Origin of the sequence: Thermithiobacillus plumbiphilus, assembly GCF_038070005.1 — a bacterium.
Taxonomy (GTDB): domain Bacteria; phylum Pseudomonadota; class Gammaproteobacteria; order Acidithiobacillales; family Thermithiobacillaceae; genus JBBPCO01.
The window spans coordinates 72,732-86,605 of the sequence record NZ_JBBPCO010000003.1 but is presented as its reverse complement, the minus strand read 5'-3'; the positions used below and the strand labels follow the sequence as shown (position 1 = coordinate 86,605).

Genomic DNA, 13,874 nt, shown 5'->3' with positions numbered 1-13,874 from the left:
CGCTATAATGAACGGTTCTTCAGCTTTATCCGGATCTCCCTTGCAGAAACTCTATATCAAGACCTTCGGTTGCCAGATGAACGAGTACGATTCCGCCAAGATGGCGGAGGTGCTCGGTGCCTCGCATGGCGCGGTGCGTGTTGACACGCCCGAAGAGGCCGACATCATCCTGCTCAATACCTGTTCCATCCGCGAGAAGGCCGAGGACAAGGTCTATACCCAGCTCGGTTTCTGGCGGCCCCTGAAGCAGGCCCGGCCGGACCTGATCATCGGGGTGGGGGGCTGCGTGGCGAGCCAGGAGGGCGAGGTGCTCCGGCGCCGCGCGCCCTTCGTGGATATCGTGTTCGGCCCGCAGACCCTGCACCGCTTGCCGCAGATGCTGAATGCCGCCCGGTCCTCCCGCCGGCCGCAGGTGGATGTGAGTTTTCCCGAGATCGAGAAGTTCGACAATTTGCCTGCCCCGCGCGCCGAGGGGCCGACCGCCTTTGTGACCATCATGGAGGGCTGCGACAAGTTCTGCACCTTCTGCGTGGTGCCTTACACGCGGGGTCATGAGGTGAGCCGCCCCTTCGAGGATGTCGTGGCCGAGGTGGAATCCCTGGCGCAGCAGGGCGTGCGCGAGATCACGCTGCTGGGTCAGAACGTGAATGCCTATCGTGGCGTGATGGAGGATGATGTCGAGAGCGATCTGGCGCTGCTGCTGCATCGGCTTGCCCTGATCCCGGGCATTCTTCGCCTGCGCTATACCACTTCGCACCCCAATGAGTTCAGCGACAGCCTGATCGACGCGCACCGGGATATCCCCGAGCTGGTGCCGCACCTGCATCTGCCGGTGCAAAGCGGTTCGGATCGCATCCTGGACCTGATGCACCGCAAGCATACCGCTGCCGAGTATCTCGATAAGGTGAACCGCCTCAAGGCCGCCCGGCCCGGCATCAGTCTGTCCTCTGATTTCATCATCGGTTTCCCCGGTGAGACCGAGGCCGATTTCGAGGCGACCATGGCGCTGATCGAGGCGGTGCAGTTCGATCAGTCCTTCTCCTTCAAGTTCAGCGCCCGGCCGGGTACGCCGGCGGCCGACCTGCCGGATACCGTGCCCGAGGCCATCAAGGATGCCCGCCTGAGCCGCTTGCAGGCACGCATCAATGAGCTGGCGGCAGCGCGCTCGCAGGCCATGGTGGGTACTGAGCAGGATATCCTGGTCACTGGACGCAGTCGCAAGAGCAATCAGGAACTGACCGGGCGTACCGCCTGCAACCGCAGTGTGAACTTCGAGGCGCCGGAACGATTGATCGGCCACATGGTCAAAGTACGGATCACCGAGGCTTTGCCCAACTCCCTGCGCGGCCGGGTGGTACTCACCGATCAGCAAGCCCATGGCGCCTGATCCTGCCCTGCCGGCCCGCCTCTTATCCTTTCTTCCATATGGACGCCTGGATTGTCAAACATACTGACTGAGCTCGAATATACCCCCGAACGTGCAAGCAGTCCGATGCTGGCCAACATGGCCGGTGAGCTGGATACGCACATCAAACAGATCGAAACCCGCCTGGGCGTGGTCATTCTGGCCCGTGGCAGCCATTTTCACATCAGCGGTCCGCAAATCGCGGTCGAGGAGGCCGGACGCGTGCTTGGCATGTTGTACGGGTTTGCGCGCGACAACCGGCGTATCACGCCCAAGATGGTCCATCACGCCATTCAGGAGGTGCAGGTGGAAGGAACCCAGGAGGACGTGCCCCAGGAAGGACCACGGGTGCAGACCCGCAAGGGCAGTGTGCAGGGGCGGGGGCCACGCCAGCGGCTCTATCTGGATGCCATTCTCGCCAACGACCTGACCTTTGGCATTGGGCCGGCTGGCACCGGCAAGACCTATCTCGCCGTGGCAGCGGCGGTGGATCACCTGAGCCGCGATGCCGTCCGGCGCATCATCCTGGTGCGCCCGGCGGTGGAGGCGGGCGAGCGCCTGGGCTTCCTGCCCGGCGGCCTGGAGGAGAAGGTCGATCCCTATCTGCGCCCGCTTTATGATGCACTCTACGAGATGCTTGGCTTTGACAAGGTCGCCAAGCTCATGGAGCGGCAGGTGATCGAGGTGGCTCCGCTGGCCTTCATGCGCGGACGCACCCTGAATGACTCCTTCATCATTCTGGATGAGGCGCAGAACACCACCCCCGAGCAGATGAAGATGTTCCTGACCCGCATCGGCTTTGGCTCCAAGGCTGTGGTCACTGGCGACGTCACGCAGGTGGATCTGCCAAGGGGGCAGTTGTCCGGACTGGCGCAGGCGGTGGAGGTGCTCAAGGATGTCCAGAGCGCGGAGTTCGTTTTCTTCCAGAACGCCGATGTGGTCCGCCACCCGCTGGTGGCGCGCGTGGTCCAGGCCTATCAGCGCTATGATGAGCGGACCAATGACGGCGCCTGAAGACCTGAAAACGCGGCTGGTGCTGCACTGGATGGTGGATGAAGATGTGGACGCTACCGGCCTGCCAGCGCGTGTCTGGTCCCGTCAGGTGATCCTTGATGCCTTGCGCGCGCCATCCTCCCGTATCGAGCCGGGCAAAATCCTGGAAATGTCGGTGCGCCTGGTTGGCGACGAGACGATCCAGGCGCTGAACCGGGACTACCGGCATAAGGACAGGGCCACCAATGTGCTATCCTTTCCCGCAGATCCGCTGCCCGATGCGCTTGGGCGCAAGCGCGATTATCTCGGTGATCTCGCGCTGGCGCTTCCCTATGTGCGCCGGGAGGCGGAAGCCCAGGGCAAGCCGCTCCGCGATCACTGGGCCCATCTTTTGACGCATGGCACCCTGCATCTCCTTGGATATGATCATATCGAGGAAGCCGATGCCGCGCTCATGGAAGGGCTGGAGCGCCGAATTCTGGCCGACCGGGGTGTGGCCGACCCCTATTTTGAGATGGAAACACATGAGTGAAGACCGAAGTCCGGACGGGGATACCCGTCCCCGATCCTGGTGGGTGCGTTTCACCCAGTCCCTGCGTGGGAATCTGGAAGATCAGGAAGATGTGCTGGCATTGTTGCGCGAAGCCAATGACCGGCAGTTGATCGATACTGATGCCCTGCGCATGATTGAAGGCGTGTTTCGCGTGGGGGATTCGCAGGTACGCGATGTCATGGTCCCCCGCGCGCAGATGGAAGTGGTGGAGATTTCCGCGCCGATCGAGGAAATCATCCGCCATGTCGTGGAGGTGGGCCATTCCCGTTTCCCGGTCATCGGCGATGGCCGCGACGACATCCGCGGCATCCTGCTGGCCAAGGATCTGCTGCGCGCCTGCCAGGCCAATGGCCCCCGCGAGTTGCGCGTCAGCAGCCTGCTGCGTCCTGTTACCTTCATCCCCGAGAGCAAGCATCTCGACCTCCTGCTCGAGGAATTCCGCACCAATCGCAATCACATGGCCATCGTCGTGGACGAATACGGCGGCACCGCCGGGCTCGTCACCATCGAGGACGTGCTGGAAATCATCGTCGGTGATATCGAGGACGAGTACGATATCGACGAGGATGTCATGATGCTGCCCCGCGACAACGGCGAGTTCATCGTCAATGCCCTGATTCCGCTGGAAGATTTCAATGAGTCCCTGGGCATCAGTCTCGATGGTGAGGGCGTGGATACCCTCGGCGGCTATGTGGCCATGAAGATGGGTCGTCTGCCACGAGCCGGGGACCGCTTCCAGCTCGATGGCGGCCTGGAGCTGCAGGTGACACGCGCCGACCGGCGCCGGGTATATACCTTCCGCCTGTCCCGCCAGGATCATCAGCAGGATTTGCCTGTGGCTGTGCCGTCACGCGCTGGGGCGCATGAACCCTGAGCGGAGCCTGAGCCCGGCCTACCCGGCCTGGGCCTTTCCCCGCCCGGTCAGTGTCTGGTCTGCATTCATGGCCCTGCTGCTCGGCCTGGCCTGGCCGCTGGGCTTTGCGCCTTTCAACCTGTCCGCGCTGCCACTCCTGATCCTGGCGGCGCTGTTCGCGTTGCTGGCCCGGCAAGGGCCCAAGGCTGCGTTTGCGCACACTTACCTGTTCGCGCTGGCGGCCTTTGGCGCGGGCCTGTACTGGATTTCCCATACCCTGCACGCCTTCGGTGGCATGAGCTGGCCTGTGGCCATTCTGCTCATGCTGCTGCTCTCGGCCTATCTGGCGCTCTTCCCGGCCATCGCGCTCGGCCTGGCCCGGCGCGTGTTCCCGGAACGCGGGCCCTTGCTGCTCATCGCCCTGCCGGCTTTCTGGGTGCTCGGGGAATGGCTGCGGGGGCATCTTTTCACGGGCTTTCCCTGGCTGACGCTCGGTTACAGCCAGGCGACCGCGCCACTCGGGGGCCTGGCCCCCTGGCTGGGCACCTACGGCATCAGTCTCGTCGCGGCGTGGATGGCGGGTCTGCTGGCCTGGAGCTGGGCGCAGGAAACCCGCCGGGCCATCTGGCTGGTCGGTTTTCCCGTGGTGATGGGCGTCATGCTGGCCAGCCATCTCCTGGGACAGGTGAGCTTCTCGCGCCCGGCAGGGCAGCCGACCAAGGTGTATCTCCTGCAGGGCAATATCCCGCAGGCCGTCAAATGGTCGCCCGAGCAGGTCGAGCCGACCATCAAGCGCTATGTCGATCTGCTGCTGTCGACGCCGCCGGGCACGCAACTGGTGGTGATGCCGGAATCCGCCATTCCCCTGTTCCGGGATGAGGTCCCAACCCTGCTGCAGGCGTTTTCGCGCTGGGCGCTCAATCACGATGCCGAGATCGTGCTGGGCATCGATGAACGGGTCGCGCGCGGGCAGGTGGTGGATTACTACAACAGTGCGATCGCGCTGGATGGCCGGCGAGTCACGGCTTACCGAAAGCGCCACCTGGTGCCCTTTGGGGAGTATCTGCCGCTGCGCCCGCTGATCAGCCGCTTTGCCAGCCAGTTGGTACCTGGCGAGGGGGATTTCTCCAGCGGCCAGCAGATCGGTGTTCTGCCGGTCGGCAGCTCGGCCGCGGGTATTTCCATCTGCTATGAGGCGGCTTTTGCCGATGAGATCCGCAGTGATGTGGTGGGCGGCGCGCGTTTCCTGCTGAACATCAGCAATGACGACTGGTTTGGCAATACCGTTGCCCCTTACCAGCACCTGCAGATGGGCCAGATGCGGGCGCGCGAGAGCGAGCGCTTCCTGGCCCGCGCCACCAACACGGGCATTACCGTGATCGTCGGGCCCGATGGGCAGATCCAGGCCCGTTTGCCCCAGTTCAAGCCGGGGGCGCTGACGGGCGTCATCCAGGGGCGGTCGGGGCTGACGCCCTATGCCCGCCATGGCGACGGGCCCGTGTTTCTGGCTGCTGCTCTCCTGATCGCTTTCGCCCTGCTCTGGCAGATGCGCGCCCGGCGGCGCCTGCCTGTTCAGGCTGTGCCGGGCATGTGAGGCCGGCCAAGGGCTGGCTCAGGCGCCGGCGATGGTCATGTTCTCGATCAGGATGGATGGGCAGCCGGTGTTGCCGTGGATCAGCATGTCCGATCCCACGGCTGCTATCTGGCCATACATCTCCTTCAGGTTGCCGGCAATCGTGATCTCTTCCACCGGAAACTGTATTTCGCCATTTTCCACCCAGAAACCGGCAGCGCCGCGCGAGTAATCGCCCGTGACGTTGTTCACGCCAAAGCCGATGAGTTCGGTCACGAACAGGCCGGTATTCATCGTGCGCAAGAGCGCGGCAAGGTCCTGCTGGCCGGGCTCGAGGGTCAGGTTGTGGGCGCCCCCGGCATTGCCGGTGCTGGTCATGCCCAGCTTGCGCGCGCTATAGCTGTCCAAAAGATATCCCTGCAGCTCGCCCCTGCTTACCAGGTCGCGATTGTGCGTGGCCACGCCCTCGCCATCGAAAGGCGCGCTGCCCAGGCCCATCTTGCGGTAGGGCTCCTCGTAGATGCGAATCTCGGGCGAAAAGATCCGCTGGCCCAGTGCATCGATCAGGAAGCTGGTGCGGCGATAGAGATTGCTGCCGCTGATGGCGCTGGCGAAATGGCTGAGCAGGCTGGAGGCCACCTGGTTTTCGAACAGCACCGGCGCCTTGCGCGTGCTGAGCTTGCGGGCATCGAGCCGGCGCAGGGTTCTTTCCGCGGCGATCCTGCCGATGCTTTCCGGGGATGGCAGATTCCCGGCCTTGCGGCTGACATCGTACCAGTAGTCGCGCTGCATGTTGCCATGGCTGTCCTGGGCCAGCACCGAGCAGGACAGGCTGTGGCGCGAGGACTGATAGGCGCCGAGAAAGCCGTGACTGTTGGCGTAGACCGAGAGGCCTTCGCCGGTGCCCAGTGTCGCGCCTTCGGAGTTGCAGATGCGCGGATCCGCGCTGCGCGCCGTCTCCTCGCAGCGCTTTGCGAGCTCGACCGCGGCATCGCTGTCGATATCCCAGGGGTGGTACAGGTCGAGGTCCGGGATGTCGCGGGCCAGCAGGGCGGGGTCGGCCAGCCCGGAAAAGGGATCGGCGGCGGTGTGGCGGGCGATGGTGGCGGCGGCGCGCACCGTCTCGCGAATGGCCTGTTCCGAGAAGTCGGAAGTGGAGGCATGGCCCTTGGCCTGCCCGAAGTACACCGTGACCCCCAGCCCCTTGTCGCGATGATATTCGATGGTTTCCACCTCGCCGAGGCGCACCGTGACGGAAAGGCCCTTGCCCTCGCTCACCGAGGCTTCGGCCTGGCTGGCGCCCTGGCGCTTGGCTTCGTCCAGAATCTGGGCCACGAGATCTTGCAGAACATCATGTCGGTGTTGGGAGACGGTGCTGGTCATGGTCGAATCCTTTTCGGGCTGACCGGACAGGGTAGCGAAAACCCTTTTGCGTGGCAATTTGCCGAAAGGGGGGTTCCCTTGTGCGGCAACTGGGGTCTCCTGTATAGTTCTGACCGATCGGTCAGGGCCTCTGGCTCGCCGGTAAAACAAACAAGGGGGCGTATGACCGATTTCGCCGGCAAGCATGTTCTGGAGGTCCGCGACCTGCATTTTGAGCGGGGAAAGCGGTCCATCCTCTCTGGCATGAACATCCGTGTGCCGCCAGGCCAGATCATCGCCATCCTCGGGGGCAGCGGCACGGGCAAGACCACGCTGCTGCAACTCATGGGTGGCCAACTGCAGCCTTCGCGCGGCGAGGTCCTGGTGGATGGCACGTCCCTGCGCGGCATGTCCACATCCAGCCTGTATGGGATTCGCAAGCGCATGGGCATGCTGTTTCAGCATAGTGCCTTGCTGACCGACCTGTCGGTATATGAAAATGTGGCCTTTCCGCTGCGCCGCCATACCCGCCTGCCGGCATCCTTCATTCGCAGTCTGGTGATGCTGAAGCTGGAGGCGGTGGGCCTGCGTGGCGCCCGGGACCTGATGCCGGCAGAGCTCTCCGGTGGCATGGCCCGCCGGGTGGCGCTGGCGCGGGCCGTGGTCATGGATCCCATGCTGATCTTCTATGACGAGCCCTTCACGGGCCTGGACCCCATCAGCCTTGGCGTGGTCGTGACCTTGATCAAACAGCTCAATGAGGCCCTGGGCGCCAGTTCGGTGCTGGTCAGCCACGACGTCGCCGAAACCCTGGGCATTGCCGATTATGCTTACGTGCTTGCTGGTGGGCGCGTGATTGGCGAGGGCACGCCGGCGCAATTGCAGCAGAGCGATTCGCCCCTGATCAGGCAGTTTCTCCGGGGCGACCCGGATGGCCCGGTGCCCTTTCACTATCCGGCCAGCCGGAGCTATGAGCAGGAGCTTCTGGAGGGTGTTCGTGCACGCTAAGGCTGGCTGGTGGGAAGTCGTGCCGCGTACGGGTCATGTCCTGCTGGAGACCGTGGCCAACCTCGGCACCAGCACGAGATTCCTGTTCAAGACGCTCGCGGCCGTCGGGCAGCGCCATTTCCAGTGGCGCCAGCTCTCGCGTCAGGTCTACAGTGTCGGTGTCCTGTCCCTGTTGCTGATGCTGGTGGCGGCACTCTTTACCGGCATGGTGCTTGGCTTTCAGGGTTACAATACCCTGGTGCGTTTCGGTGCGACGGAGTCGCTCGGCACCCTGGTCGCGCTGTCGCTCGTGCGCGAGCTGGGGCCGGTGCTGGCCGCCCTGCTCTTTGCCGGCCGCGCGGGCTCCGCGCTCACCGCCGAAATCGGCCTGATGAAGACCACCGAGCAACTGGCGGCCATGGAAATGATGGCGGTCAATCCGCTGTCCTGGGTGGTGGCGCCGCGCCTTCTGGCCGGCGTGATTGCCCTGCCCATCCTCACCGCGATCTATGACGTGGTGGGTGTCTGGGGCGGCTATCTGATTGCCGTGCCGGTCATGGGCGTTGATAACGGTGCGTTCTGGTCGCAGATGCAGGCCAATGTCAGTCTGGTCGATGACGTGCTGAGCGGTCTGGCCAAGGCCCTGGTCTTTGGCCTGGCCGTGAGCTGGATGGCAACCTGGCAGGGCTATCGCAGCGAGCCTTCCGCCGAGGGCGTGGGACGCGCCACGACCCGGACCGTGGTCGGCTCGGCCCTGGTGGTGCTGGCCCTGGACTTTGTCCTGACGGCCTTAATGTTTTAGGAATGGCCCGCGAGGCCTGGAGTGAGGAACAGGATGGAACGTCGGGCAGTGGACTGGTGGGTGGGCATTTTCGTGTTGCTGGGTCTGGCTGCGTTGGTCCTGCTGGCCCTGCGGGTAGGCAATCTGGCCGAGCTTGGGCGTGATGGCGGCTATCCGATCTCCGCCAGTTTCGAGAGTGTTGGCGGCCTGCGGGAAAATGCCCCGGTCAAGCTCGGCGGCGTGTCCGTGGGTCGGGTCAGCAATATCCGGATCGACCCGAAATCCTATCTGGCCGTGGTCACCCTGGAGATCGACCCCGCCATCAAGCTGCCGGTGGACACGGGCGCCAGCATCTACACCGCGGGCTTGCTGGGAGAGCAATATGTCTCTCTGTCTCCAGGCGGCGCTCCGGATATGATGAAGCCCCAGGGACAGATTTCGATCACGCAGTCGGCCATTTCCCTCGAAGAGATCATCGGCCAGTTCCTGTATAACAAGGCCGCAGAGAGCCCGAAGGCTGATTCATCGGCAGGAGGTGAGTTTTGAAAAAGCGCGTATTGAATTTCTGTCTGCTTGGTCTACTGTGGTCCGGTACTGCCAGCAGTGCCCCGCTGACCCTGGATGAAGCCGTGCAGCGTGCCCTGGAGCACGATCCCCGCATTGCCGAACGCGAGAAGCTGGTGGATGCCGCGCGTGCCATCATCGATGAGGCGCTGGGGCATCGTGGCCTGATGATCAGCGCCAACGCCTTCATCGGTATGACCACGGCCAAGGATGGCAACATCTTCGAACCCGGCAGCAACAATCTGCGCCGTGATGCCTATGATGTGGACGGGCTGTCCGACTGGGAGATGCTGCAGTTCCAGATCATCAAGCCCCTCTATACCTTCGGCAAGATCGACAACTACGCGCGCGCCGCCCAGGGGCAGGCGGATGTCAAGCGAGGCGATCTGCGCCTGCGCCGTGGTCAGACCATGCTGGAAGTGAAACGCGCCTATTTTGGCTATCTGACTGCGCGGGACGTGCGCCTGATGCTCGAGGATGTGGAAAAGCGGGTGCTGGGCGCGCAGGACATGGTCAAGCAATGGCTGGCTTCCGGTGATGCGGATGCCACCCAGGCGGATCTGTTCCAGCTTCAGGCCGGTGAAGCGCAGTTGCGCAAGTTCATCCTGCAGGCCCGGGCCGTGGAAGCGACGGCTGCCCAGGGGCTGCACCTGCTGACGGGCTTGCCGGGTACCGAACCCCTGGAGATCGCCGATGCTCATATCGCGCCGGTGTCGGTTACCCTGGCCGACAGCAAGGGCCTGGCGCAGTTGCAGCAGCTTGCCTTGCAGTCGCGGCCCGAGTCGGCCCAGCTGGAGGCCGGTCTGCGTGCCCGGCGTTCGCTGGTGGCGGCGAAGCGTTCCGAGGCCTATCCGGATGTCTATGCCGGGGTGGTGGGTGTCGTCAGCTACGCCAGCCAGCGGGAGGACCTGAAAAACCCCTTCCTGTATGATCCCTTTCACCAGTATGGCGCCACGCCGGTGCTGGGTGTCCGCTGGAACTGGCAGGGGGCCGTGAATTCCGCGCAGGTTGCCAATGCCCAGGCCGAGCTCAATGCCCTGGAAGAAAAATCGAGCTTCGCCCAGCAGGGAATACCCTTTGAGGTTGCCGAGGCTTATAACAATTTCAAGGCGCTCGGGGAAACGGTTGGCGCTCTGAACAAGGGCAGTGACGCCGCGCGTCGCTGGATGATCGCCAGTTACGCGGATTTTGAGGCGGGGGTCGGCGAGGGTGAAAAGGTCATGCGCGCCCTGCAGACCTATGCCCTGAACCGGGCGGATTACTTGCGTGCGGTGAACGATTACAACATGGCCGCTGCCAGGCTGGATCTGGTCACCGGTCAGTATCCCTGACCCAGTATCCCTGACGATGGCCCCGGCCGGTCAACGGATCGGTCGGGGCATGGTTAATGACCCTGTCCGTCGAACACGGGTCCGTTCACTCTGGAGAACAATATGCATATGCTCACCGCTTTTCGCCGTCTCTGGGTGCTGATCTTCGCCCTGTCGCTCAGTTCGCTGGCCCAGGCTGCCCAACGCCCGGATCCGGCCGTCATGGTCAAGCATACCTCTGACCAGGTCGTTGCCGCCCTCAAGGGCAAGGATTTCAGCTCGCCCGAGAAAAAGGCGGAGTTGCTCAAGCTCGTCGATGAGATCGTGCTGCCGCATTTCGATTTCACCCGCATGTCTCAGTGGGTAATGGCGCGCCACTGGCGCACCATGTCACCTGCCCAGCAGCAGCGCTTCGTCCAGTTGTTTCGGGACCTGCTGGTGCGGACCTACTCCAACTCGCTGGCCAGCTATCGCGATCAGCGCATTCTCGTGACCGGAACCAGCCATGACAGTGGCAGCGGTGACGCGCTGGTGCGGATGGTGGTGAAGCAGACGGGCGGCCAGTCCGACATTCCGATCGTCTATCGCCTGTACTGGAATGGCTCGGAGTGGAAGGTCTTCGACGTGACCATCGATGCCGTCAGTCTGGTCACCAACTATCGGGCCTCCTTCGGACGCATTGCCAGCCAGCAGGGGGTTGATGCACTGCTCAATCGGCTGGAGCAGCGCGCCCAGCAGGCGCAATGAGCGCACTGTTTGAATTTCGGCTGCAGGGCGATACGGCAGCCAGTGTCCTGTCGCTCCGTGGTGAACTGACCATTGCCGCGCTGGATGAGGCCTATCGCAGTTTGGGCCAGGCCCTGCAGGGTCGGGAGCTGGTCGAGATAGATCTTGCCGGCCTGACGCGAGCCGATTCCGGTGCGATCGCCCTGTTGCTGGATATCGCCGGCAGGGCGCGAGCCGCCGGGTTGCCCGTGCCGCGCATCATCGGCCTGCCGGCCCATCTCAGGGAGCTCCTCGATCTGTATCATCTGCAGCATGTCTTTTCCCTTGTCTGAATTGCTTGCTTCCAGGCGCCGTCATGACCGCGGCCATTGAGGTTTCCGCGCTCACAAAGCGCTACGGCAGCTTCGAGGCCTTGCGCGGTGTTGATCTGCGCATCGAGCAGGGCGAATTCTTCGGCCTTTTGGGTCCCAATGGCGCGGGGAAGTCCACGCTCATCAATACGCTTGCGGGACTGGTCAGGCGCGATGGCGGTACGGCCAGGGTGCTCGGGCATGATGTCGGCAAGGACTATCGCATCACGCGACGGCTCCTGGGCGTCGTGCCCCAGGAGATCGTCTATGACCCGTTTTTCAATGTGCGCGAGATCCTGCGCCTGCAGTCGGGCTACTTCGGGCTCGGGCGCAACGACGACTGGATCGACGAGCTTTTGAGCGAGCTGGATCTGGCTGACAAGGCATCCACCAATATGCGTGCGCTCTCCGGTGGCATGAAGCGCCGGGTGCTGATCGCCCAGGCCCTGGTGCACCGGCCGCAGGTGGTGATCCTCGATGAGCCGACCGCGGGCGTCGATGTCGAGCTGCGCCAGAGCCTCTGGCGTTTCGTGCGCCGTCTCAACGAACAGGGACATACCATCGTGCTGACCACGCACTATCTGGAAGAGGCCGAGGCGCTCTGCAACCGCATTGCCATCCTGCGGGCTGGCCAGGTGGTTGCCTGCGACCACAAGGCGGAGCTTCTGGCGAGAAATACCGTCAAGACCCTGCGGGTGGCGTTTGCCCGTCCCGTCACCATCCTGCCGCATCTCCTGCAGGGGCTGCTGCGCAGTGGCGAAGGCCAGCATTACGTCTTTCAGTATGATGCGAACGCGTTGGGGATCCATGAGATTCTGCAGGCTCTGCAGTCGGTCGGCGTCGAGATTCTGGATCTGCGCATCCAGGAGCCTGACCTGGAGGATGTCTTTGTGGCCCTGATGGAGTCGCGCGCATGAGTGGTCCGGATAAGTTCCAGACAGCCAGGCCGGCCCGCTTCAACTGGCGCGCCTTTTATGGCCTGTTTCGCAAGGAGGTGCTGCGCTTTTCCAAGGTGGCGTTTCAGACCGTGCTGGCGCCTCTGGTGACCGCCTTGCTGTACCTGCTGGTGTTTGGGCATGTCATGGCCGACCGTGCGCCCATCTTTCCCGGTGTGAGCTATACGGCCTTCATCCTGCCGGGCCTGATGATGATGTCCATCCTGCAGAATGCCTTCGCCAACAGCTCATCGAGCCTGATCCAGTCGAAGGTGACCGGCAACATCATCTTCGTGCTGCTGTCGCCGATCGGCGCGGCGGAGTTCTTCGCCGCCATGGCAGCGGCGAGCATCGTGCGCGGGGTGGTGGTCGGGCTGGTGATCTATCTGCTGGCGGTCTTCTATGTGCAGTTGCCTGTGGCGCACTGGCCCATGCTGCTGTTGTTTGCCGTGCTCGGGGCGGGCAGTCTCGGGGCGATGGGGATCATCGGCGGCATCTGGGCGGATAAGTTCGATCAGATCGCAGCCTTCCAGAACTTCGTGATCATGCCGCTCACCTTTCTGTCCGGGGTGTTCTATTCCATCCACTCGCTGCCTGCCTTTTGGCAGTTGCTGTCCCACTTCAATCCTTTTTTCTATATGATAGATGGTTTCCGCTATGGCTTTTTCGGGCACAGCGATGCCCCGGTGCTGCGCAGCCTCATGGTCATGCTGGCCTTTTTTGTTGCTTTGTCGGCTGTGGCGCTTTACCTGCTGCAACGGGGTTACAAGCTGCGCCACTGAGGCGTGCTGTTGCGGACATTCGGGAAGCAGAGTATAAGGAGCCGTTTGACAGGCCCCCTTCATAAGTGGAAAGGTGAGCTATGCAACCAGAAACCATCAAGCAACTGATCGAGGAAGGCATGCCCGGCGCGCGCGTGCAGGTGGTCGGTGATGGGCAGCACTTCGAAGCCATCATCGTCAGCGAGGCCTTCGAAGGCCTGAGCATGATCAAGCAGCATCAATTGGTATACAGCGCCTTGGGAGACAGGATGCGCGCCGACATCCATGCGCTCTCGATGCGCACCCTGACCCCCACCCAATGGGCCGCCATGCAGAAGTAAGGCCGGGCCTCCGGCCGGTATTGGCTGGTCCAGACTGAATCGACGAGGAGTGTCATCATGGAAAACGTGCAGGATCTCATCCGCGACCAAGTCCAGAACAACAAGATCGTGCTTTATATGAAGGGCAACCCGCGCATGCCTCAGTGCGGCTTCAGCGCCAAGGCTGTCCAGTTGCTGCAGCAATGCGGCGCCGAGTTCGAAACCGTGGACGTGCTCTCGAATCCCCAGATCCGCGATGGGGTCAAGCAGTTCTCGAACTGGCCGACCGTGCCCCAGTTGTACATCAATGGGGAGTTCGTCGGCGGCAGCGACATCATGACGGACCTGTTCCGTCAGGGCGAGCTGCAGAAGCTGGTGGACAGCACCAAGGCCTGATTCGC

Annotated in this window: 16 protein-coding genes; 15 read left to right on the top strand and 1 reads right to left on the bottom strand. The window is 63.1% G+C overall.

Annotated features, from left to right (window positions below; genetic code table 11):
* Positions 1–40: 40 nt before the first annotated feature.
* From miaB to lnt, 5 genes are read left to right on the top strand one after another with little or no spacing between them, the layout of a single operon-like run.
* Positions 41–1,387 carry a tRNA (N6-isopentenyl adenosine(37)-C2)-methylthiotransferase MiaB gene (gene miaB / locus WOB96_RS04220; protein ID WP_341370031.1) on the top strand — a complete coding sequence of 449 codons (1,347 nt, stop codon included), beginning with the start codon at positions 41–43 and terminating at the stop codon, positions 1,385–1,387.
* 51 nt (positions 1,388–1,438) lie between these two features.
* Entirely contained in the window at positions 1,439–2,419 is a 981-nt protein-coding gene (locus tag WOB96_RS04215; protein WP_341370030.1) for a PhoH family protein, read from the top strand.
* Positions 2,406–2,930 (top strand): rRNA maturation RNase YbeY, encoded by a 525-nt coding sequence (ybeY, locus tag WOB96_RS04210; RefSeq protein ID WP_341370029.1) that lies wholly within the window; start codon positions 2,406–2,408, stop codon positions 2,928–2,930. Before WOB96_RS04215 ends, ybeY begins: the two co-directional genes overlap by 14 nt.
* Positions 2,923–3,825, top strand: a complete 903-nt coding sequence (locus WOB96_RS04205) for an HlyC/CorC family transporter (protein WP_341370028.1) — start codon at positions 2,923–2,925, stop codon at positions 3,823–3,825. The genes ybeY and WOB96_RS04205 overlap by 8 nt, the downstream gene beginning before the upstream one ends.
* Entirely contained in the window at positions 3,815–5,398 is a 1,584-nt protein-coding gene (gene lnt / locus WOB96_RS04200; RefSeq protein WP_341370027.1) for an apolipoprotein N-acyltransferase, read from the top strand. Before WOB96_RS04205 ends, lnt begins: the two co-directional genes overlap by 11 nt.
* Positions 5,399–5,416: 18 nt before the next feature.
* Here the strand turns inward: lnt and pmbA are convergent, their stop codons facing one another.
* The gene (gene pmbA, locus WOB96_RS04195) at positions 5,417–6,760 is read right to left on the bottom strand and encodes a metalloprotease PmbA (RefSeq protein WP_341370026.1); all 1,344 of its coding nucleotides are present in this window, start codon (positions 6,758–6,760) and stop codon (positions 5,417–5,419) included.
* Positions 6,761–6,922: 162 nt separating this feature from the next.
* Here pmbA and WOB96_RS04190 point away from each other — a divergent pair, with 162 nt between their 5' ends.
* The 10 genes from WOB96_RS04190 to grxD all read left to right on the top strand — a co-directional run bounded on the left by WOB96_RS04190 (position 6,923) and on the right by grxD (position 13,869).
* Positions 6,923–7,747: an ABC transporter ATP-binding protein gene (locus tag WOB96_RS04190; protein WP_341370025.1), complete on the top strand. Its 825-nt coding sequence runs from the start codon at positions 6,923–6,925 to the stop codon at positions 7,745–7,747.
* Positions 7,737–8,528 (top strand): lipid asymmetry maintenance ABC transporter permease subunit MlaE, encoded by a 792-nt coding sequence (gene mlaE, locus WOB96_RS04185; RefSeq protein ID WP_341370024.1) that lies wholly within the window; start codon positions 7,737–7,739, stop codon positions 8,526–8,528. The genes WOB96_RS04190 and mlaE overlap by 11 nt, the downstream gene beginning before the upstream one ends.
* Before the next feature lie 33 nt (positions 8,529–8,561).
* Positions 8,562–9,053, top strand: a complete 492-nt coding sequence (gene mlaD / locus WOB96_RS04180; RefSeq protein ID WP_341370023.1) for an outer membrane lipid asymmetry maintenance protein MlaD — start codon at positions 8,562–8,564, stop codon at positions 9,051–9,053.
* Positions 9,050–10,402: a TolC family protein gene (locus tag WOB96_RS04175; protein ID WP_341370022.1), complete on the top strand. Its 1,353-nt coding sequence runs from the start codon at positions 9,050–9,052 to the stop codon at positions 10,400–10,402. Before mlaD ends, WOB96_RS04175 begins: the two co-directional genes overlap by 4 nt.
* 102 nt (positions 10,403–10,504) lie before the next feature.
* Positions 10,505–11,128: an MlaC/ttg2D family ABC transporter substrate-binding protein gene (locus WOB96_RS04170; RefSeq protein ID WP_341370021.1), complete on the top strand. Its 624-nt coding sequence runs from the start codon at positions 10,505–10,507 to the stop codon at positions 11,126–11,128.
* Positions 11,125–11,439, top strand: coding sequence for an STAS domain-containing protein (locus WOB96_RS04165; protein WP_341370020.1), 315 nt, complete (start codon positions 11,125–11,127; stop codon positions 11,437–11,439). The genes WOB96_RS04170 and WOB96_RS04165 overlap by 4 nt, the downstream gene beginning before the upstream one ends.
* A gap of 23 nt (positions 11,440–11,462) precedes the next feature.
* Positions 11,463–12,374 carry an ABC transporter ATP-binding protein gene (locus WOB96_RS04160; protein ID WP_341370019.1) on the top strand — a complete coding sequence of 304 codons (912 nt, stop codon included), beginning with the start codon at positions 11,463–11,465 and terminating at the stop codon, positions 12,372–12,374.
* A complete protein-coding gene (locus tag WOB96_RS04155) occupies positions 12,371–13,174 on the top strand; it encodes an ABC transporter permease (RefSeq protein WP_341370018.1) in 804 nt (267 codons plus the stop codon). Before WOB96_RS04160 ends, WOB96_RS04155 begins: the two co-directional genes overlap by 4 nt.
* A gap of 80 nt (positions 13,175–13,254) precedes the next feature.
* Positions 13,255–13,494, top strand: a complete 240-nt coding sequence (locus WOB96_RS04150; RefSeq protein WP_341370017.1) for a BolA family protein — start codon at positions 13,255–13,257, stop codon at positions 13,492–13,494.
* A 57-nt stretch (positions 13,495–13,551) separates the two neighbouring features.
* Positions 13,552–13,869 (top strand): Grx4 family monothiol glutaredoxin, encoded by a 318-nt coding sequence (gene grxD, locus WOB96_RS04145; RefSeq protein WP_341370016.1) that lies wholly within the window; start codon positions 13,552–13,554, stop codon positions 13,867–13,869.
* Positions 13,870–13,874: the final 5 nt, after the last annotated feature.